At 42.0% G+C, this 23,557-nt stretch carries 11 protein-coding genes; 7 read left to right on the top strand and 4 right to left on the bottom strand.

The features are described from left to right. Positions 1–4: 4 nt before the first annotated feature. A complete protein-coding gene (locus AC0L6H_RS19915) occupies positions 5–646 on the top strand; it encodes a glycosylhydrolase-like jelly roll fold domain-containing protein (protein WP_473391073.1) in 642 nt (213 codons plus the stop codon). Beyond that, positions 643–3,510: an alpha-L-rhamnosidase gene (locus tag AC0L6H_RS19910; RefSeq protein ID WP_473391072.1), complete on the top strand. Its 2,868-nt coding sequence runs from the start codon at positions 643–645 to the stop codon at positions 3,508–3,510. Before AC0L6H_RS19915 ends, AC0L6H_RS19910 begins: the two co-directional genes overlap by 4 nt. Positions 3,511–3,673: 163 nt before the next feature. Here AC0L6H_RS19910 and AC0L6H_RS19905 read toward each other — a convergent pair whose 3' ends face one another. Then, positions 3,674–5,062, bottom strand: a complete 1,389-nt coding sequence (locus AC0L6H_RS19905; protein ID WP_473391070.1) for a sulfatase — start codon at positions 5,060–5,062, stop codon at positions 3,674–3,676. Between the two features lie 333 nt (positions 5,063–5,395). Here AC0L6H_RS19905 and AC0L6H_RS19900 point away from each other — a divergent pair, with 333 nt between their 5' ends. After that, positions 5,396–7,465 carry a TonB-dependent receptor family protein gene (locus tag AC0L6H_RS19900; RefSeq protein ID WP_473391069.1) on the top strand — a complete coding sequence of 690 codons (2,070 nt, stop codon included), beginning with the start codon at positions 5,396–5,398 and terminating at the stop codon, positions 7,463–7,465. A gap of 354 nt (positions 7,466–7,819) precedes the next feature. Continuing rightward, positions 7,820–8,161 (top strand): hypothetical protein, encoded by a 342-nt coding sequence (locus tag AC0L6H_RS19895; RefSeq protein ID WP_473391068.1) that lies wholly within the window; start codon positions 7,820–7,822, stop codon positions 8,159–8,161. Between the two features lie 120 nt (positions 8,162–8,281). Here the strand turns inward: AC0L6H_RS19895 and AC0L6H_RS19890 are convergent, their stop codons facing one another. Next, on the bottom strand, positions 8,282–10,030 hold the full coding sequence (locus tag AC0L6H_RS19890) for a hypothetical protein (RefSeq protein ID WP_473391066.1): 1,749 nt from the start codon (positions 10,028–10,030) through the stop codon (positions 8,282–8,284). 182 nt (positions 10,031–10,212) lie between these two features. On the opposite strand from AC0L6H_RS19890, the gene AC0L6H_RS19885 reads away from it, so the two are divergent. Together AC0L6H_RS19885 and AC0L6H_RS19880 are read left to right on the top strand one after the other, a co-directional pair. Then, entirely contained in the window at positions 10,213–10,842 is a 630-nt protein-coding gene (locus AC0L6H_RS19885) for a hypothetical protein (protein ID WP_473391065.1), read from the top strand. After that, positions 10,835–12,871: an alpha/beta hydrolase family protein gene (locus AC0L6H_RS19880; protein WP_473391064.1), complete on the top strand. Its 2,037-nt coding sequence runs from the start codon at positions 10,835–10,837 to the stop codon at positions 12,869–12,871. The genes AC0L6H_RS19885 and AC0L6H_RS19880 overlap by 8 nt, the downstream gene beginning before the upstream one ends. 23 nt (positions 12,872–12,894) lie before the next feature. On the opposite strand, the gene AC0L6H_RS19875 is transcribed toward AC0L6H_RS19880, so the two are convergent. Further along, positions 12,895–14,754, bottom strand: coding sequence for a multiheme c-type cytochrome (locus tag AC0L6H_RS19875; RefSeq protein WP_473391062.1), 1,860 nt, complete (start codon positions 14,752–14,754; stop codon positions 12,895–12,897). Between the two features lie 152 nt (positions 14,755–14,906). Further along, complete coding sequence (locus AC0L6H_RS19870) at positions 14,907–18,404, bottom strand: FG-GAP-like repeat-containing protein (RefSeq protein WP_473391061.1); 3,498 nt, start codon at positions 18,402–18,404, stop codon at positions 14,907–14,909. A gap of 522 nt (positions 18,405–18,926) precedes the next feature. Between AC0L6H_RS19870 and AC0L6H_RS19865 the strand changes: the two genes are divergently transcribed. Continuing rightward, positions 18,927–23,543 (top strand): PKD domain-containing protein, encoded by a 4,617-nt coding sequence (locus AC0L6H_RS19865; protein WP_473391059.1) that lies wholly within the window; start codon positions 18,927–18,929, stop codon positions 23,541–23,543. The last annotated feature ends 14 nt before the right edge of the window (positions 23,544–23,557 follow it).

Genomic DNA, 23,557 nt, shown 5'->3' with positions numbered 1-23,557 from the left:
CCATTTGTTATCTCAGTTCAATGCAACAGGTGGCCGCATTATTGATGTCAGCGAAAACGGAAAGTATCAGATAATTAGTACCGATGGTACGCCTCAAACTGCTATCGTTGACGATATACCAGCATCTATTACATTAGAACAACCTTGGCAGTTAACATTTCAAAAAAATCGCGATGTGCCAACTCAATTAACGCTAGATAAATTAAGCTCGTTGACTGAGTTAACACCTGTAGCGCTCCAGCATTATTCTGGAACAATTACCTATCAAACTTCCTTTACATTAGATAAAAGCATCCTGCGTGAAGACCAGCAATTACAACTTGATTTAGGTGAAGTAGGAGTGATTGCGCGCGTTAGCTTAAATGGCAAAGCATTAGCGGAGTTATGGAGTCGTCCAATGACAGTTAATATAAATGATGCAGCAAAAGCAGGTAAAAATATACTTACGGTTGAAGTAGCCACAACTTGGCTAAACCGATTGTTAGGCGATTTGAAGTATCCAAAACAATTCCCTGACAGTTCACAAGCAAAAGAATTTAACACTGATGTCACTTTTGAACTAAAAATATCTGAAAAAGATCGGTTACAACCTTCAGGGTTAATAGGGCCTGTAACTATTAACGCTATTAGAAAAGTAACACTGTGAGTAAACAGCACTATGTCTATCTACAAACTATTTTAGAGATCTTTATGTGTCAAGATATTTTAAAAAAATTACCTTATATACGTGGCAGCATAACGCTTGGCTTAATTTTTTTATTTTCCGCTTGTACTTTTATCAATGAACACAGCCGTGATAATTTAGCGCCTATAGCACTTAAGGTTGGTGAAGGATTTGTTGATCCTATTGGCTATTATGAACAACAACCGCGTTTTTCTTGGCAAATATCTCCCAAGGCTAATTATCAGTTTCAACAAGCATTTCAAATTCAAGTCGCGTCATCTGCCACGAATATTGCAGATGCTGATTTATGGGATAGTTTAAAACAACTATCTTCAACTAACGCTTGGATAAAATATCAAGGTAAACCACTGTCTTCTCGTCAAAAAGTTTACTGGCGCGTGCGCATTTGGGATGAAGACCATAAGGTTTCTTATTGGAGCGAACCGGCAACTATTGAGTTAGGGTTATTGTCCAATGACGACTGGCAAGGTCAATGGATACGCCATCCAGAAACAGGTGAAACGGTGGAGTTTGACTTCAACCATAAAAAGAAAAACACCATAATAAAAGTGAAGAATAAAGTATATCGCCCTCAATATTTAAGAACTGCTTTCGAGATTAACGCTGAGTCAAAGAATCGACCGGCGATTAAACAGGCGCGTTTATACATCACGTCAAAGGGCCTTTTTAACGCGTATATTAATGGCCATAAAGTTTCGACCGATGTAATGACCCCAGGTTGGACTCCTTATTTACAACGTATTGAAACCTTAACCTATGACGTCACGTCATTAATAAATGATGGCAAAAATGTGTTGGCTGCAACCGTAGCAGAAGGCTGGCATACCGGCCGTATTTTGATGCCAAGACAATTAAACATAAAACCTTCGGCCTTGTTAGCACAACTTGAAATACAATATACCGATGGCAGTCGCCAAGTCGTCGCAACCGATAAAAACTGGCAAGTCACCCTTGATGGTCCTATTCGTGCTGCCAGTAATTATGATGGTGAAACTTATGATGCTAATTATGAAATGCCAGGTTGGAATAATATTGATTACAAAGCGTTAGGATGGAGTACGGTGATTACAGAAGTGATAGAGCCCCAAGTGGCTTTAGTGCCTAAACGCCATCAACCGGCGACAGTGAAGGTTACCTTACCAGCGATGAGTATTGTTGAGGTTGCAGACACTAAACCCGGGGTCGTGGTGTTTGATATGGGACAGAACATGTTAGGAGTACCAGAACTCTCATTACCCGCTATTGCTAACCAAAAAATTACCATTCGTTTTGCCGAAGCGTTACATAAAAATAGTTTTTACACAAAAAATTTACGCAGCGCGAAAGCAACTGACTATTATACGCCCGCTAAATCAGGCCAGATAAACTACGTGCCTTCTTTTACCTTTCATGGGTACCGGTTCGTAGAAGTATCTGGCTTTGATCAATCCGAAACGCCGGATTTAAGTTGGGTTAAAGGTCGCGTATTGCATTCAGATTTTACCGTTAATGCCAATTTTAATAGTTCACATGCTAAGTTGAATAAACTCTCTGATAATGTAGTTTGGGGATTGCGCGGCAACTTCCTCGATATTCCAACTGATTGTCCACAACGGGATGAACGTTTAGGGTGGACCGGCGATGCACAAGTATTTGCCGCGCCTTCAATGTACATGGCTGATGTGTATGGCTTTTGGGCAGCATGGATGCAATCAGTTAGAGAAGCTCAAGCAAAAGACGGCGGTGTGCCAAACTTCGTACCAAACAAAGGACATGGTTTTGGTAAATTAGCCTCTGCTGGATGGGGTGACGTTGCCGTAATTATTCCTTGGGAGCTTTATTTATTAAACGGCGATAAACAATTTTTGCAAGACAATTATGCCATGATCAAACGTTGGCTGGACTTTCATAAATCTAAGTCAGAGCAATATACTTCGAGTCTACGTGGCTTTAAAGATTGGTTGCAACCTTATGCTCAAAAGGGACAAACACCACAGAACCTAATATCGACAGCCTATTATGCACGCTCATTAGATTACGCAGCAAAAATCGCCAAGGTACTTGGTCATGATGACGATGCCTCAACATATACTCACACATTAAATAAAGTAAAGCAGGCTTTTCGCGATACCTATTACGATCAAAAAACCAAAGTGAAAAGTGCGTCAACTCAAACCAGTTATCTCTTACCTATCGCTTTTGATTTGTTTGAAGGTCAAGACCTGATCAATGCGCAGCAACATTTAGTTGATGCCATTGAAGCCACTGATAAACATTTAGGCACGGGATTTCTTGGCACACCTTTATTGGCGCCGGTATTACAAAGCATCGGCCGCAGCGATCTAATGTTTGATATATTGTTTAAAGAAACCTATCCCTCATGGTTTTACTCTATCAACAATGGTGCAACCACCACTTGGGAACGCTGGAACTCATACTCTCTTGAAGACGGCTTTAGTAAAGAATCAATGAATTCGCTCAATCATTACGCCTATGGCGCGGTCGCAAAATGGTTTTATGAAGGTATTTTGGGGATTAATGCCGCAAGCGCTGGTTTTAAAGATATTATTATCGCGCCGCAATTTAATCAGCGTTTAGAAAATGCATCAGGCAGTTATAAAACACCTCAAGGAGAGATTAAAGTTAGCTGGCGCATTAGCCAAGGACAACTTGATATGGAGGTGACTATTCCCAAAAATAGCCGGGCTAATTTTATATTGCCACAAGTTTCGCTCTTAACCATTAACGGTGTAGAAGTGTCATCAAATGAGGTTTTGAGAAAGCAAGCGATGACGAATCAAGTACCGGGTGTTTATTACCTTAGCGGTGCGGTTAAAGGGTTTTAAGAAGCAAGTTCAAACAAATTAAGAATAAACCAATGAAGAGTATTTGATGAAAGATAAAACCATACCATAGTCACCGTTGGCTTTTCATTTGTCCTATACTTTTTACATTTTTAATACCATATACGAGGCCTAGTTATGATAGGCCCAATATATTATTCTGTTGCTACTTTATAGATAGTCGCTTTTCATTTAACGTTTCAGATAATTGAGAAATAAGTGTTTTGTGCTCAGGATTTTTAGACACATTGACGTTTTCGTCCGCATCGTTTTTGTGGTCGAACAACATATTCGCCTCAAATATACCATTTTTATCAAACCATTCCGTATAGGCATAACGCTCAGTAAACATAGTGGTACCGTTTTTCCACTGAATAAAGGCAACTGAATTTTTATGATCGTCTGGATCATCCAACAAGTTAGCTACACTTTCCCCTTGCAACTGTTCAGGCTGTGGTAAGCCTAATAAATCACATAAAGTGGGAAATATATCCACAAACTCGGTTAAGGCATCAGTTTGCTGATTCGTTTGCTTTCCTGGTACAGAAAATATCAAGGGTGCATGGGTCGAAGTCTTAAAGTTGGCGTGTTTATTCCATAACTTGTGTTCACCCAATTGCCAGCCATGATCACCCCATAGAATCACTATAGTATTTTTATCTAAACCTAAACTCTCAACCTCACTTAACACACGCCCGATTTGAGCATCAACAAAACTTACACTAGCATAGTAGCCCCGTTTTAAGCTTAATGCCATTTCATCACTCACATCCCCGTTTTTGGGTACTCCATAATAAGTGCGTAATTCACCTGAGTTATGAAATGCTTGATTGGGAGCATACAAGCTCCGAAAATAATTACTGGGTAAGGAAATTTTTTCTTCAGGGTACAAATCCCAATATTTTTTGGGCGCGTTAAAAGGTAAATGTGGACGGGCAAAACCCACCGCTAAGAAAAATGGCTGTGTTTTATTAGACAAGGTCTGCAAACTAGCGATGGCTTTCGAGGCGATAATCCCATCTTTATGTTCTAAATCGTCATAATCATAATTTTCATACGGATAGGCTCTGCCTCCCTTGTGGGTTTGAGTGATTTCAATATTTTTAGGATCGTGATAGTTGCCAACAGTTTTAGGAGTCCAAGGCTCTTCACTCCAATGATCCGCAGAGTCCGATTTATTGTGAAATACTTTTCCTAAACTAACCGCATAGTAACCATTCTGTTTTAAATGTTTTGGAATAGTTGTTGCGTTTGGTGTTTCTACTTGTACTTGAGAATTATAGGTAAGAAAACGTTGTGCTGTTGGCCGGATCCCTGTAAATAAACTAGCTCGCGACGCACCACAAGTAGGCACGCTAGCAAATGCTTGTTTAAACATAGTGCCTTGTACCGCTAACTTATTTATATTGGGTGTAATCGCTAATTCATCCCCGTAAGCACCGATACTTGGCCTTAGATCATCAACGGCGATGAATAAAACATTAGGTTGGGACTTTGCCGCCCCCTGAAAACTGATAAAAGCCAAAATAGCCATTTTTATAAACATACGAATCATTAGCACTGTCCTATTTACAAATACGTTACAATTTAAACATTATAACTCATATTGAGTCATATTTTTACAATTACAGTCAATTTAATACCTTTATTTATCACAATTCAAGTAAGCCAGAAGATTTTAAAAATTTGAATCAGAACTTCGATTCTTTATTGTTGGTCTATCAATGCTTCCAATTTAATAGTACGCCGATCAAAATTTGATATCGGCAAATGCATTAACCTTCTTTTCACTCATTTATTATACGAATGATATTGATTCTCATTTGCATGTGTGTTCCAATAGCGCATCTTTTCGCATTAGACCGTTTTTAATCAAGGAATTTTCATTATGCAAACTAAGCTAACGCGCTTATCTTTGTCAGTTTCAGTCGCCGTTTTATCTTTCAGCGCCCTAGCTCAACAAGCCCCCAATGCCGGAGACGCCGGCGATAATATTATGCCTGCTATTGAGGTTATCCGCGTAATCGGTGACAGCAACCCTGTACTTTTAAAGCAAACGGGTAGTGTTGTTATTGTCGACCAAGAACAAATTGAACGAATTCAACCATTGTCAACCGAAGATGTTTTACGTCGTATTTCAGGTGTGAATACTAAAAGTGAAGAAGAAACTGCCATTGTGGCTAATTTCGGTATTCGTGGTTTATCAGCAAGTGAATCGAAATCACTATTGTTAGAAGACGGTGTGCCTGTTGCGCCTGGCCTTTTTATTGGCAACGACCGTTATTTTAACCCGCGTATTCAGCGTGTGAGCCAAATTGAAGTTTTGAAAGGTTCAGCTTCACTTCGCTATGGCCCATCTACAATAGGTGGCGTGGTTAACTATAAAACTAAAACACCTGATGACGGCGTTATTCTTACTGGGCGAGTTGGTTCGTTTAATATGCAAGAACTCAGCGTAGAAGCCGGTGGCAAAAATGACGACGAAGACGCATTTGCTGGCGTTGTAGCAACCCATGCAAGCAGCGACGGTTTTATGGATAAAGGCTATGACATGACCGATGTAATGGCTAAAGCTGGCGTTATTTTTAACAATGATCAAAAGTTGGGTATTAAACTTTCGCACCATGAAAATGACGCAAATATCTCATATCGTGGACTGCTATTGTCAGATTATGAAGCGGGTGAAGACTACAACCCTGCGCCCGACGATTATTACTTATCTGAGCGCACCGCTTTTGATATTAATCATGAATGGTCATTGTCTGATGATGCAACGCTAAATACCGTTGTATATTGGAGTGACGTTAGCCGAGATTATTGGCGTTATAACGTAGATACTGACGCCTCTAATGAGGCTGACAGATGGGTATATACCGACAGTTTAACCGGTAATAACCGCTCGTTTGAACGCGTAGGCATAGAAAGCCGCTTGACCCTAGACCACAACTTGTTCGGCTTAGAAGCCAATAGTGAATTTGGTTTGCGCTTCATGCAAGAAGAGTCTAACGATACCCGCATTCGTGCTCTACGCAGCTCTGATCGCACAGGCACTAACGATCGCCATCGTATTGATTCTGCAGAAAGTTATGCCGGCTATGCCCAAAGCCGCATTCAAGTAAGCGACGTTTTTGCTTTTACGCCAGGCCTTAGAGTGGAGTCATATGAGCAAAAACGCGTAATATTGACTGACAACAACGCCGAAGCGACCACCAGCAACACTGAAATTTTACCGGGTGTTGGAGCGACTTACGACGTGAGTGATTCTGCGCAAATTTATGGTGGTGTTTACCGCGCGTTTTCGCCAGCATCAAATGGTGTGGCACTTGACGGACTTAGCGACCAAAACTTAGATGGTGAACGTTCAACCAACTATGAGCTAGGGCTAAGAGGCAAAGTGGGTAACCTTACTTACGAAGCGGCCGCGTTTTTCATGGACTTTAGCAACCAAGTAGTAACGGGTAATAGCGATCCAAATTTGTCTCAGTCAAACGGTGGCGAAACCGAACATTTAGGCATGGAGTTGATGCTAGCATACGATATAGGCAGCGGCTTTTTTATTGATACTAACGCTACTTTTATTCCAACTTCTGAGTTTACAACAGGTGAAAATGACGGTAACCGTTTACCTTATGCACCTAAAGTCATTGCCAATGCTGCGCTAAGTTATGAAAGCGATAAGCTAAGCGGCGCACTCACCGCGCACTATCGCGGCGAACAATATGGTGATGCTAGTAACACCATCGACATTCCCGATGATGCCGCTGGCGGTATTTGGGGTGGATTAATGCCGTCATATACGCTGCTTGATTTAACCGCGCAATATTCTGTGGATCAAAATACAAAACTATTTGCTGCAATTAAAAACTTAACTGACAAGCGTTATATCACCGGCCTGCGCCAAGGTATATACGTTGGCCCTGAACGTTCATTTGAGATTGGCGTAAACTATCGTTTTTAATGTATATTTGAAGTAGCGATGACTTAATCCCGCATTAATTTTGCGGGATTTTTGTATTTTAGAATCGAAGATCCTTTTCAAAAACCGTCACTACTGCTTAAGCTAAGTAAACATCTGAAGGAGACTGGATGAGCCCGCGTAATTCCAAAAAGTTATTTACAAGGTTCTTATTACTCGCTGAGGACTCAGATGAATATATCAAGCAGTGCAAAAAAAGGTTGAGGAATTTGAAAGCTAGAAATAATATAACGGTGACGTTAATCAAAGCAGGCAGCAAACGTTTTGAAAAGTGGTAGATTCTTATTCACTTTGGGCGTCGCTGGTGACCAATGCTGTATTTGATGGGAATATTCAGTGACATATATCGACGAATTAAATAAAGCGAAGACATGGGACTATGAGGTTCACTCCTTTGATGGAGACTCATTGATCATTGTTGCGAGTCAAGATTTCACCTATGGCGATCAAGTTAGAATAACGATTAGTGGTATTTGTTACATGGATTGTCCGTTTCAGTTTAGCCATCCTCATTTTCGTGAAATGTCGCTTGCTGAACAAGACTCAGTTGGAGAAAAAATAGGCACTATTACAAAAGTTGGCGTTAAGCTTTGTATTAATTGCAAGCCCGATCGGGCTATTGTTGAGTCTAATTTTTATATTGTAGCGCGTTCTGTCGTTGTTGAAATACTAAAGTAGCAAGCATATAAATAGCGAAAGTGGATAGCGCAGAAGGGATGCCAACGACAACCCTTTGCACAATGTCTGCTCCTATGGCTAACACATTTATTACTTGCCAAGACAAGTAGTGCTGACACCCTAAAAGTCTTGCTGCTGCCTAATATGTTGCCAAGTCTCGGCTCGGTCTGTTGACTCGAAAAAGTCGCTCGTTGCACCACTACATGACAACAATATACGGTCAGTCACATCGCCAATAATGTTTGAACAGTATGGTTTAGGCAGGCTGAGTTCTGTTTTCTCCCAGGTTTCGCCGCCATTGTTTGTTATCAATATACTTGTTTCAGATGAGCTTTTTCCTGACCAAAAATCACGGCTTGAAAAGTTTACGATTGCAATGCCGTTGTCACCATCCCAAAACCATGGGCGTGACACAAAAGTGAAGCTTTCAGTGCGCTCTTTTTCAGGCGTTTTACCCCTTACGCATAAGCCATTATTATTTAATATCGCGCCTTCTTTACAACTAACAATCTTTGCGCTTACCTCTCGCCACTCGCTCGATGAATTTGCCCGAGTATAATAACTTGGCATACCTGTCCAAGACCAAAAACCAGCTTGTTTAATACCAATTTCAGCAGCACCAGCAGTTAGAATAGAGTCCATCGACTCATCGTCGTCTTTGCGTACACTCATTTCCCATGTGTCGGGTGAAAATACATAAGACTCAGTAAGGGTGGCATCAAAAGGTGTCCAACTGCCCACTTTGTAACTATTCACTTTAAGTATTTTGCTGTCGCCTTTTTGCGATATCCATACTGAATTAATATTGTGAGGTTTTGAAGGTACTTTGTCCCGTGGCGTAACATCTTCTGTGGCCAATTCCCAGCGCTTGGCATAGGTATATGTATTCAATAAATGTGACGTGCTTAGGTCTTCATTATTGAATCGAACAATCCGAAGTTCGTTGTCGATAGTGTAAACAACGTCAAATTGATTCTCTTGATAAAATGAGAGGTAGTGCACAGTTGCTTGTTCAGGGATGCTAACTGCTTCCCAATCACCATTATTTGCTTGAAAAAACAAAGCGCCTTCAAACCCACCTGCAATTCGGTCGCCAGCATCATTTTGGGCAAAACTAGAGACTTGCAAATCAGAATCTATTGCGAGTGTTTCAAAGCCTTCATCTGGCTGATACCTTAACATTACGCCCAGCTTACCCAAAAAGTAAATACTGCCGTCGGGGGCTACTACTTCATCGGCAAATGAAATTGGGTTTTGTACGGCGCTGGCATACTGCGCAAACCTGATATCATCTCGTTCATCAGCATCCCATGTCATTATATTGTCTGGTGCTGTTGCAAATGTTGGGAAGTATTCATTTAATACCTCGCCTTTTGCTGACTCGGGCAATCTTATTAATATGTCTTTGTATACGTCGTCTTGGGGTTTTGCGTAATAGATGATAGTACCAAGGTCGGTTACTTTACCTGCTTGCACTGAAAATGTACCAAACTCTGGGTCTGAATACGTGGCCCGAGTGTAATAGCCTTCGCCGCGAAAAATGATTGAACGTACGGCTGCTAAAGAGTATTCGCCAGCGGGCATTGTAACGGCAAACAAGCTACTGTCACCAACCGGTTTATCTTCTGAGTAGACCAGCACGGTTTTGACTTCTTTAGAAGTATTGACCGCTTTAGGATCGATAAATAATTGGTTAAATGGTAGGCGATAGCCTGTGGTATTGATTACCCGAGCAACTAACACACCTTCTTGAGGTGGCACACTTTGTTGCTCGCTTAGTTGCTTGGCCACATTTACATTAGACGCGCAACCGCCAAGCAAGGCACTAAAACCAATAATAGCCGCGACAAGGAGCTTTTTAACTGACATACTTTTTCCTTATTTTTATGTGTATTTCCAATTTTTATATCCAAGTGAGATAAGACGCACCGCTACAATAGGTTAACCCTTTTTAGCACTTAGTCATAGCGTGTAAAGCTAGTATGTAAAGCAGTGGTGTAAAACGTCTAGCGTTGCTAATATATACAACAAGTAGTTTTAACGGAAGACTTATGTCAAGAACAACGCAGTTAGTTTTATTCGTGATCTTGGTGCTTGCAACTATTTCTATAGGGCATACTAAAGCACCAGAATATTGGAGCGTTTTTGATTCACCAACAATGCCCTCAAGAAAACAGAAGGATTTTGGCATTGCGGTAATGTTCAATGACCTTAAGCAACCAAATGTGATGCTAAGCTTAAGGCGCATACGAGAAAGCAGTCTTGATGATAGCTATAAAAACTTAGACGACCTTAGCTTTATCGATGCTAGCAATGATGCTATTAGACTCGACTTGTCGGGCCGCGATGGGGTGACGTTTGTTAACTTGCCCGAAGGCTTGTATCAAATTACAAGAATTGACGTGCCGCACTTTGACCTTCCCTATAAATTAGCAACAGACAACAGCGTAAGCTGGCGCTTCCGGGTTAAAAGTGAGCACGTCAATTATATCGGTTCGCTTGTGGTTAGCGCGATTCGAAGCAAAAACTCATTGGACGTTGCTTGGCGCAATCACTTCGCAATACATTTACAAAGCTTAGAAACATTACTTCAATCATCAGATATTCTTTTCCCTATCGCGCATGGTGCCGGTTATCCTGATCCTTTCTTCGCGCATTTCAAGGAGAGAAATAATGGTTAGAGCCTGCCTGTTATTCTGCTTTTTGTTGCTAAGCCAAATGCTATTGCCAAAGCAAATGGTATTGGCCAATGACTTGGCCGCATCGTTTTTTGCACAAAAACCTACTGTGGTATTGCGATTAGCGCCAAACGGAGAAAATTACTTAGTTGCGAGAGTGTCAAAAAGCACCCGTGAGCTGGCCATGCACGATAGCTTGACTCAAGTGGTCAAAAACAAGGTTGATTTGGCAGAGGTTTTTGATGCTGACACTTTGTTTAGAGATATTAAGTGGTTAGATAATCAGTATGTAGCCGCGGTATTGATTGATAAAGCGGAAGTAGAAACCTCGTTATTGGAACGCAATATTCAAACCCGATTGATTGTTATTGATATGCTGGCAGCAACAAACAAGCCGATTATTTATGAAGTCACAACACCAGGGCAACTGATTGAAGCTGCGCCTTCACAAGCGGGTGTATTTTATTTTGCGCGCAATGCTAGAAAGTCAAAAGTATATAAAATTCATATCAATAAATTGCTAAAAATAAATCAGAAACGCGACAAACTTACGCGTGTGGATGGAGGCCAATTTATCGCTAAAAATGTTGTCGCGCAGGTAGACGGTTTTGCGATTCGTTGGTTTTTCAAGAGTAGCGGCTTGCCATCGGCCGTGGTGTTTTTTCCAGAAGACGGCAAGATGGAGCTCGCTTTATTTGAAGCAAACGAACAAAGTGGTGAACTTACACCAAAAGAAATTAAGAAGTGGGAAGAGGATGTTTTAAAAGACAAAGAACTTAGCAACAAAATCGATAACATTGATAAAGACACGCCGCTTGTGTTCTTGCCCATCGCCAAAGCAGCAGAGACGAACTCCTTTTATGCCATTGACTATCATGAAGAAGAACGTTTGAATCTTTATCTTGTTGATTATGAGGCCGGCACTCACGAGACTATTTTCAGCTCACCTGGCTTGCCGATTCAAGACATTTTGTTTTCAAAAAACAAGCAGGCCATTGGCGTCGTGGTAGTAGAAGAGGGCCTGTATGTTGAACAATACTTTGACGGACAGCCGACCAAAAACGATGCTGAAAAATTAGAGGTGGTAGTTGACGAAAGTGTTGAGAATGACGTTAAACTTCTTTTCACACAAGCCCATAATCGCCCCGGCGAACACCTTATAAAGCACGCAAACAAAAGCGCCATTGTTGTTGCTAGGCAATTTTTGCAGCTCCCCGAGCAACTTTCTTCACGACAGGTTAAAGGAAGCGTAGTGGTTGACAATATGGATATTCCTTACCTGCTTACCCTGCCGGAAAAGGCAAGTGCTGACTCACCCGCGCCCTTAATAATTATGCCTCATGGTGGACCATTTAACGTTTTTGATACTCCTTATTTTGACCCTGCTACGCAATTTTTTGCCGCCAACGGTATTGCCGTATTGCGCGTTAATTACAGAGGCTCAGGTGGTTATGGCTTATTACACCGCGACTCGGGTAAAAAACAGTGGGGCAAGAGTATCTTGCTAGAGTTAAACAAAGCGCTTAATACTGTTCACAAACGCAAGGATATAGATGCAACGCGAACTTGTGCTGTAGGCATGAGTTATGGCGGTTATGCTTCGCTTATGCTCAGCATTCAGTCACCTGATTTGTTTAAGTGTGCGGTGAGTGTTGCTGGCGTGACTGATATGAATTTGTTTTTACATCAAGCGTATATAAGTGAACCTCAGCTTAAGTGGTTACAAGAATATGTGGGAGACAGAGTCAATGATTATGAAGAGCTGATTAGCATTTCACCGCTTTATCAACTTCACAACTTTTCAACACCTTTGTTGTTAATACACGGCCTCAAAGATGAACGCGTTAGCCCAGAACATAGCTTAAGGGCAAAACTTTTATTGGAGCAAGCAAATGCTGATGTTACATGGGCATTGTATGAGGATGCTGACCATCACTTCGCTGAGGATGATCAGAGCATGCGCTTGTTTTCACAAATTCTAGACTTTGTAAATCAACATCTATGCAAATCTGAGGGTAAGCCTAGCTGTTAAATCAGCTTAGCCTCGATTTTACCTTAAGGACTAGGTGTTGCCTTTTTGTTTTGGCGGATTGGAATTTGCAATTGTGCCCGCGACATATCAGTAATGGGTAAGCTTTGATATTCCTCTTGAAGCGCCCATTTAGCATAACGAGTATTTAACTTGCGGTACTTAACCTGTGTGGCAATGCTAATAGGGCCTTTTACCCAGTAGGGCACTTTAAAACTGAATTCTACAACGTCTGACTGCCCGGCTTTGATGATATTCACTGTGGTTTTGCCAACCATATTAAACAGGTCGTGTTTCCAAACATGTTCACCATATCTATCTACCGGTATTGAGCGATACTGATACGCGTTTTTGTCTAAATAACCGTTGTCGTCAATGTCACCACTTGAATAGATGATATTGCCGTCAGCATCCCTTGCTTGAAAGGCAACCCATGCCTGATTAATATCAATCGTTCCACCTGGGAAGTTATGACCCACACCCACATTAGCCACAATGACATTTATTTTTGCCTGTTCGCCTTTATAGTAAAAGAAGGGCTGGAGAACGCCTTCTAAGGTGTCTGATTGAGTTGGCATTTTATTTATGGTTGCGTCTTTTCGATGCGGAGGCTCAATGCTTACCCTGACTTTGTTTGCTTGTAAAAAGCTTTCGGTCGCTTCTAGCATGGCTTTATCACCGCTTAAGGTTGGCAACATTGTATTGGCTGCGACAAATCGGTGATCTCGTACCATGCCATCTTTATTCGCTGATGGGTCGGTGGAAGCGACCATTGGCATATGACAATCTTGACAGCGCTGCTGCTTACTATGCGCAAATTGCGGGTCGTTGTTGCCTGCATAGGGGCTGTCTAGCCATGCGCTATATTCATCTTGCATTTTTATCCAGCCCCAATCATTTATTTCTTTGTCAATAAACTGGGCGTGGCAACTGGCGCATACCTGGGATGTTGTTTGTACCGCTGATAACATATCTTTTTTATGTTGAGCGGTATTATGTTTGATGGCGAGGCGATTAATTGATTGAAAAATATCGCCCGAGGCCGTTTCAAATAAATAAGGTTGATTAATCTCAAAATGGTAACTGGCTACGCCCTTTGTATGCACCAATGAGCTTATCCCATGGCATGATTGGCAGTTTATTCCTTCCTTATTCGCTGCAGTAGCACTTATCCCGCCATGAAGACCGCCTTCACTTAACTGGCCCGTTAATAGTGCAATCGGCGCATGGCAGCCTTCGCAATATCGAGTAGCTTCAATACCTTTGTTTTTTTCAAGTAAAAGAATATTGGTAACATAGGCTTTGTCAGAGGCGGCAAGTTTATGCGCCGAAGAGTTCCACTGCTGCGCTATATCAGCATGGCATTGAGCGCACTTTTGCGTATTAGCGATTGCTCGCTCGTCAATAAACTCGCTATTGTTGGTTTCGGTCTGGCTAGGGCGAAATGGATGATCTCCATAGGTGTATGCATAATCTTCTACAACCGGTTTGTTCGTGTAAGGCTTTGCACTCAATGTGTTGAGCAACCAAATTGCACAGACAAGAGCTGTAAAAGCGAAACCTAAATATTTTATGTATTTGGGCGACTGCGATAGGGTGGGTAACTTGTCGTTTTGCGTTTTACGATAAGGCGAGTAAGAATAAAAATGAATGACGATATGTAAAAGCGAGATGAGAACAAAAAGACTTGCACTATATATGTGTATGTCCATCGTTAACTGGTTGGTTTGTGTACTGCCCGAAAGTAGGATTTGCCAACCTGAAATAATCATGGCTAGTACAATAATAGCTGCAACTAATCCGCTAGCAAAAGTAAGTAGCCGTCTAATTCCGTATATTCGTTTAAAGTGCACAAATAAATAGGGGAGGAGAATTAGCGATAACATTATGCCCATTGCTAAATGCAATAAGCTACTTATTTGACTTAAAACGCTATGATAGACAAAGTACGAAATAGCCCCGCTTAGGCTCAACAAGAGTGCAAGGCTTATGCTTAAGCCTAAAAAAATCCTTCCTTGTTGAGATTCACTTTGTTCATCTATATACCCTTTTCCCTCAGCCTCATTGCTTTAACTACACCACTTATACCAAATTTCACCTCAGTTGATAAAAGCGAATTTTGCAATAAACTTTCTAGCTTGTCGCTACTAGCTAATAAGGCTATTTTGTCGCTTAGCAATAGTTGTTGGAGTAGCGCATTGTCGCCTAATTCAATCTGTTTGTTTATCCATGTTTGACTAAGTTTGTCGTTAGCAAAGTTAGACAATGCCCAATAGTTTTTGCTATCACTACTTAAATCAGAGCGATATAAAATAAAACTTGAAAGCTTGTTTGAGACTATTTTGTTCATCTTAGCGTTAAGCGCATTTACATCTTTCAAAAAAGCCACTTGTGTTACTTCCAAGCGTGAAATGATTTGTGATAATTGCTCGCTACTGACTATCTCATCTTTGTTTATCTGGCGCAAAAAATCACATTGTGTTTGTAGCAGTAAAAGCTGCCTGTGACTTGTTGATTTAAGCTTTAAGAAGTCTTTGCTGGCGGCGTTTTGCAGGCACTTGCTAAGTACATACTCTTTATTTATGGCCGAAAAATCTGTAAACCTTTTTGTGGTGAGGAGCTGTGCTAAGTTCTGTTGTTGCCTTTCATTCAAGCTTTGTGACAATGAAATAAGGTTAGAAATTTGCTCAGTGCTATGCAAAATATCAATAGGCGCTAACTTTTCAAGCTGGTAAGACAGCTTTGTTAGCTGAGTAATACTGAGCGTTTGTTCTAGTACTTTGCTCAGCATTGCTGGTGGCAATTCTTTTAAGTTTAAAATTGCATCAATGTAATAGGGGCTTGCGCTATCATCATTGGTCAAATTGTCTGCGTCTGCTAGGGTAAAAATATTTGCTAAATGCAAAGATAAGCGCAAATACAAATCCCGGTTACTTGGCTCAACAAAATCTTTAAATTTGGCTGGCGTAACTAAGGCTAGCCATTTATTTTTGATGGACTCATGGATGACGATGGCATTTTGACTCAGCGGAAGGCTGCTGATAGCAAGCCACAATGGAGCTTGGTCCGTCTTGTTTTGAATCAGTGATTCAAAATCAGTGAAGTCGAGGCGCTTTAATGCAATTAGTGTTTGTTGCAGAACATCGGCGCGCTGACTTGTCTTAAAAATTTCAAGTAACTTAGCTGTTGCCTCTTTTTGTCTAATCTGACCAAGTGCGTTAATTAGCTCGGGTAACGCTGCTTCATTCGCGCTATCAAGTACTTCTATAATCGCATACGCGCCATTTATGTGTTCAGCTTGCGCGAGCACTTGTGCACTGCATTTGACTATAGCAGGGTTGTGATGTGTTACCCCTTTTATAAAATAGGGAATTGATCTTCCTTTGCCTCTAACAACGGCTTCTTCTTGGTCAAGCCATTGAGTGAAAATAGTAGCGATATTGCAATATAGATCTGGCTTTTTTTCATCTAAGCTGGCTAACAATAAGCTGGCACTGTATTCATCTTCTAGCATGCTAATGGCGCTGCTGGCTGCCTTTGAAACTTCACGATTAGAATGCTTCAATAAAGACATGTATAAAGGTAGCGCAGAGCGTTCTGGGTAATCTTTCACATACGTCGCTAGGATTGATAGTTGCTGGTCTGTTTGCGCTTGTAACAGTGTTAAAGCAAGCTCAAGCCATGTTTCGCTTTTTTGTTGCTTGAGTGAATTTAATAGCAGTGAAGATAAGTTTGTAGAGCTAATGATTTCGCCGCTTTCCGCTTTTTGCACCATTGCAATATGAGCAAAAGGATGCGGCTCACTATGTGGTGATGCGATGGGTCGCCATTTTGTGCCGTCAAAAGAATAATACTGATTGGCCGCTAAGCTTTGCTTGTGGATTAGCTTACCTGCCGAGGACTTTACCAATGCAACAACCGACGATTGCGCTCCTAACCCTAAGTGCCATCTTGGATCATGGCTGCCAAATAAAGCTTGGCGCTGATCTTCGCCATAGCGTAGGGTTTTGTCCTTGCTTTCAATCGAAAGTGAATATTTGCTGTGCGCCTGCAGTCCTATCCAATTTTGGGTTTCGTTCACTGTATTTTTAAGAAGGTGTGGAAAATCGTTGTTGGCCACAAAAAGCAAGTCCATAGCCCCATCATTATTGTAGTCAAGCTTAATCACTGAGCGCGCAGACAACAGCCTTTGCTTAGCGCATGCTGCGCTTTCAAAATATGAGTTTTGTGACTGGGCCTTGTGCTGGCGTATTGCGCATAAGCTTGGCATGGGAATGGTCATTTGTGGACTAAAAGGGTCGCCACGTAAACTGCCGTTAGCAATCACCACGTCTGTGTAACCATCGTTATTTAAATCAGTAAATACGTTGCCCCATTGATGTTGGTATGTGCGATCATGAGACGCAATGCCGGCTTGCCAACTGATGTCTTTTGAAAAGCTGGGGGCATATTTAACTAAGCTCGCCAGGCCTGCTGGTCGAGTTGCAATCCAAAGTGGCTCGTCGTCATTTATTTGTTGGCCTAGTGCAGAATAATGAACATTGTTTGCGCGCAATGGCCACTTTGGGTCAATGAGCTCTGTAAATACACCTTCGTTAGTTTGTAAGTAAGTCTTTGAAGGGTTGTCACCCACATTATGCTCAATTAAATCAGGTAATTCATCATGATTAATATCAACCCACGTACTGGATAACGTCCGCGCAGGCTGAATAGAAAAACCCAGCGCTTGGCTTTGATCTTGAAATAAAAAGTCATTTTGATTTAACAGTATCGTATTTTGTAGGCCATCGAACTTACCAACATCTAGTTGTAAATTATGCTGCTCTGAAAATCCAAAAAACAATTCGAGGTTTTTTTGGTTTTGGCGATAGTTAATAAATTTGCTCAGATGAATATCGGGTAAGCCATCTGCGTTGATATCAGCAATACTGATATGGCTTGTCCATGTCTTTTGTGAGGCGTCGGCAAAGGTGGTAATTTCTTCAAATGTAAAATCGCCGGTGTTTTTAAATAATAAGTCTTTACCTGTGGTGCCAATGACAATGTCAGTTAAACCATCATCATTAAAATCAGCCACGCTACAGGAGGTGCCTGAATTCAAAATTTGTGGTGAAAATCCGCTAATGTCGTCAAAATGGCCTTGATTGTTAGCATAAAGGATGATTTGGCGATGATCTTGCCACCATGATTTTTTACCATAAAAACGAGTATGACCACCGCCATTAACAAACAAAATATCGACCCAACTATCATTGTTAAAATCGGCAACACAAGCACTTGCGTGAGTACTGTCGATAAGGTCGGCAATGTGTCCGGTGTGTTGAATATGGCTATGGTCGATGCCTGTTATTTGGGTGACATCAGTAAATTGAGGGCGCTCGGCAAGAGCGAGTTTATGCTCGCTCGGCGACATATTTACAGTAGTTGATTGGCCGCTATATTTGCCTAACAGCAAAACAATGGCAAGGCTTAGAGCAATGAAGCATAGCGCCAAAATCAGGAATTGCTGCTTTGATTTAAGTGGCTTTATTTGCATGCATGCCTCGCAAGATGAGTCGCATAGTTGATGCTTCAATTAGTTAATATAAGTCTTTGTTTAATTTCGTTAAATCAAAATAGTGCAAATATCACACAAAATAGTTGTTGTATTATTAAATTAACGCTGTCTATAATGATATATAAATAATGTAAATTCTACTATGTCAAGTTAAAAGTACGTAATGTTACATTGGTAGTGAAAAGTCTGCATTGATTTCTTAACACCCTTTTCTCAGCCTACTTTTAGCTATTATATTATTTGAGTCCAGAATGATGTTGCTGTGTTTAAGCTTATATCTCAAGGCTTGTTGTTTGATCGTAAGGTCTATTAGGGAAGATAAGAGTCGCACGTCATTTTGACCGAGACACCATATAGAATTATGGGATAAAGAAACGGATTTATCCAGAGCCATCTGGTGATAAACGTCTTGTTGTTTGCTGTGGAAAAGACGTAAATGCGTTGGTGCTTTAGCCCTTAATTTGTTTGGTGACAACTTCAACAAACTAACGGGCGACGGATATGCTTAACCGACTTTCGACACTACTTCACCGTGCGGCGTATTCTCTTACCCTTGTGGCATTGTTAAGCGCCTGTAGCGATAATTCTTCTGAAGAACAAACTCAAAATGCAGCGCCGCGAGTAAATATTACAGGCACGAGCGACGTTCTTGAAAAACAATCAGTGACCTTAAATGCTGTCGCAACAGATTCTGATGGCAGTATTAGCACTTATAAATGGACCCAAACTTCTGGGCCAACGGTGTCGATAGGTTCAGACACCGGCACTGCGTTAAATTTCGATTTACCCGACTTTGATGCAAACGCGACATTGGTATTTAGCGTCACAGTAAGTGATAACGAAGGAGCGACATCCTCTGCCTCCTTTACACTTAATGTAGAACGTTTAAGTGAAATGGTCGAGTTACAAGGGATGGTAGTAGACGAGCCACTCGCCAACGCTACGGTTAGCTTTACTGCAGGGGACGATAGCGCAGGCACAACTTCTAACGCCGAAGGTAACTATTCTTTAGTCATTGAGATTGATGAAAAGAACTACGACGAGCTAATTTTAATAACAGCCATAGGCGATCCCACTACGCATTTAGGTGCTAAATTAGTTTCTCAACTTCCAACGATTGCAACGCTAAAAGCCTTAGCCAATGGTGAGGGTGTGGTAGACGCAAGTGCTACTTTGGGAGCTAACGTAACAAATGTCTCAACTGCCAAATCAATTCTAATTACCCAAGCCAACGGCAACCAGCCCATAAATCAAGAGCAGCAACTAGAAGAGTATACTGCAGCGCTTGATACCGTTGAACTCTATGAGCTTGCTGCGGCAATTAAAATTATCATTGATAACGAAAACTATAATTTGCCCGATGGTGTTGATGATACTTTTGCCTATTTTAGTGACGCTGACAATCGCACCGCGTTTTTTAGCAATTTAGCAAACAATGCGCCTAGTCTGCTCAATAGCGTCATTCAAAGCATTGTTGAAGACCAAGATTTAGTCGGTGAAGTGGCTAACGACACCGATTTAGATGATGACGGTGTAGAAAATAGCCTTGATGCCTTTGTACTCGACCCTTCAGAATCGGTAGATACCGATGGCGATGGCGTTGGCAACAATGCTGATACTGATGATGACAATGACACTGTTTTAGATGATCAAGATGCGTTTCCTCTAGACGCATCAGAATCGGTAGATACTGATGGCGATGGTATTGGCAATAACGCAGATACCGATGATGACAACGACATGGTGCTAGATGACGACGATCTATTTCCTTTGGATGATTCGGAATCTGCAGACAACGACTTAGATGGCATTGGTAATAACGCAGATACTGATGATGATAACGATAGCGTTATTGATACTGAGGATGCATTTCCTTTTGACGCTACCGAAACTACCGACACCGACAGCGATGGCATAGGCAATAACGCCGACCTCGACGATGACAACGATTTGATTGAAGATCAAAACGATGGCTACCCATTAATTCCTATTGGTGATTTACCCGACGCTGATAACGATGGTATTCCAGATGACTGCGATGATGCCTGCCAAGCATTAGGCATGCAAGCTGATGATGATGACAATGGCAATGGTATTCCTGATGATGAAGAGCGTACATCGGTGGTGGTTACTATTGATACACCAAGCTCACTTATTACGGTTGGCACGTCGCCAATAACGGTTTCAGGTACTGCATCAAGTGAAGCTACTGTGTATCTCAATGGCGTAGAAGTAGAAAATAATAATGGCAGCTTCCAAGGTGACGTTAGTTTGAGCGAAGGTTCAAACAGTATCGAAGCTAGAGCCATTGTTAATGATGAAATTAACACCGACCTTATCACCGTATCACTTGATAAAACGCCTCCCTATTTAACGATAGATTCATACACAAATAATCAAACGGTTTATGAACCGGTCATTGCGATTACAGGTTTAGTTAACGATATTGTCAGAGGCACCGTTGAAGAAGCGCAAGCTAACGTAACCGTAAATGGGGTTACTGCGAGTATTAAAAATAGAAGTTACTCGGTAAGTGACATCAATCTTACTCAAGGACCTAATCAAATTACTATTGAAGCTTCTGACCAAGTGGGCAATACATCTACTTTGTCGTTAGTGATTAATTATTCTGCGCTGGAGGGGCAAAAACTGCAGGCTGTTTCTGGCCAAAACCAAACCGGTGGAATTAATCAAACCTTAGTTGAACCTTTAGTCGTAAAAGTAGTTGATCAGAGTGGTCAAGCACTACCAGATCAAGCTGTGGTTTTCCGTGTCACGCAAGGGTCAGGTCAGGTAGGGGTTGGCACTGCTAATCAAGGCCGAGCGGTGGTCGTAGACACCGATGCCGAGGGCATGGCGTCAACTGAATTCGTCTTAGGGTCAAGAACTGGCGTAAGCAATCACAAAGTCAGTGCTTCGGTAGTTGGGATTACAGGAAGTGTTAATTTTAATGCCAATGCACAAGGTTCGTTAGGCAACAAGTTAAGTGTCAATTCAGGCAACAATCAGCGTGGAATTGTGTTTAATAATCTCCCAGAACCTTTTGTGACCGTTGTTACTGATAGTGGTGCGAATGTGGTTGAAGGTGCACGGGTTAGATACGATGTTCTACAAGGCCAGGGTACCTTTAGCAACGGTAGCGCTCAAATAACCGTATTGACCGATAGCGATGGTCGTGCAACTGCCCAGTACAAATTGGGCAATAAAACCGGACTAGACGCACAGCGCGTGCAAGCCACATTGCTAGACGCGCAAAATGAAAGTTTGATCACGGCAGGATTTACAGCATCGGCATTCGTCCCTGCGCTTAGCGCGAACACAACAATTACCGGCGTAGTGCTTGATAACCAAGACAACCCGATTGTAAATGTAACAGTGCGAATTGAGGACAGTACTCGCGAAGCGGTAACTGATAGCAATGGACAATTTATAATCGAACAAGCACCGGTAGGGCCCGTGCATTTAATTGCTGATGGTTCAACAGTTACCGATGGTGGTGAATACCCAGCCTTGAGTTACAACCTGGTGACCATTGCTGGCACTGAAAACCCGCTTCCAGCACCCATTTACATGGTCAAGTTGAATACTGAAAATGCGGTGTTTGCAGGACCAGAAGATGTTGTTTTAGAAATGCCACAGTTTCCTGGCTTTAAATTAGAAATCGAAAGAGATTCAGTCACTTTCCCAGATGGGTCTCGCGAAGGATTAATTTCGGTTACTTCGGTAAATGCGTCAAAAGTGCCAATGGCTCCACCAAATGGTATGCAGCCGCAATTTATCGTTACTATTCAACCTTCTGGAGCGATGTTTGATCCACCCGCCAGACTGTCGTTGCCCAACGTGGATGCGCATCCACCGGGAGCCCAGGTTGAAATGTATTCTTACGATCACGACCTTGAAGAGTTTGTTTCTATAGGCCTTGGCACAACGAGTGAAGATGGCAGTGTTGTTGAATCTAATCCTGGTGTTGGGGTAGTCAAAGCCGGCTGGCACTGTGGCTCTCAGCCTGAAGGCTCGGGTTGTTGCGGAGGCGGCGGAAGTGGCGGTGGCGGTTGTCCCACTTGTAACAAGCGTGAAGGCGCTAATTGCCAAGATGGTGGTTGTGTGCCAGACGATGGCCAAGACCCTGGTGATTGTAAAAAATGTAGCGGCGGGGCACCAGTTAACGATGATTCCGAAATCCCAACAGGGCCTAACGGTAAATGTGAAAAATGTGAAGGTGGCAGTCCTGCCCCAGATGCTAGCAAAAATGGTAGTCAGTGTTCGACTGAAACGAACCAGTCTTGTTATACCTGCAAAGACGGAAAATGTGGCAATAACTGTGATGCCGATCCTGATAAACGCACAGCAGCAATTTCAAGTGGTGACATTGCTGGTTTAGATAGCTTGGTAGACAAGTTAAAAAATGCAGGGAGATTCTTACCCGGTCCATTAGAAGTGGTCGCGGCAAGCGCTGCATTGACAGTTGGTGGCTCAATTGAGTCGGGCGAAAAGTGCTGTCAAGAGTGCAGCCCCGGTAAGCCTTTGAAGTCTGAATATAATAAGTATCAAGGTGAATACAAGATTGAGACCTCTATGAAAATAGGGCTTAGGGCGTCTGCTGCTGATCTCTCCAGGATCATTCCTTTTACTGTGACAAGGGTTGTTCTTGCTTACGAAATTGGTCCTTTCTTAGAGGTGAAAGGTGGTCTTGGCAATACCATTGCTTATGAAACCTCAGATTGTGAAGAAGGCAATTGTATTACGGTTTCTGTTGCAGGTTCACTTGGTGCACAGCTCTCGGTAGGCGGTTCGCTGCAACTCGGCTACGATAAATTTGACAGACTCAGGTGTCCTACAAGGAACGTAGAGACAGAAGCTCAGAATGAAAATACCAACTGCTTTGGTCCCTATACTGGTACACGAGGTGAGTTATGGGCAACGGGTGGCTCTGGTGTAAAAGCTGAGATTGCAGTTTCGCAATGCCCTGGCGGTGATAAATGTGAAATTGCGTTAGAAAAAGTTGCAGGTAAGATTTTTGCTAAAGCAACGATACAGCTCGATTTCTTTAATTACCAGTATGAAGATGTTCTTCAAGAAGGCACTTTATTTGAAGGGTCGTCGGCTTCTTGTTTATAGCTAAGGGAGTACAT

The organism is Glaciecola sp. G7-5, assembly GCF_055808975.1.
The sequence above is the reverse complement of the archived record's forward strand: the minus strand, read 5'-3'. Positions and strand labels throughout refer to the sequence as shown.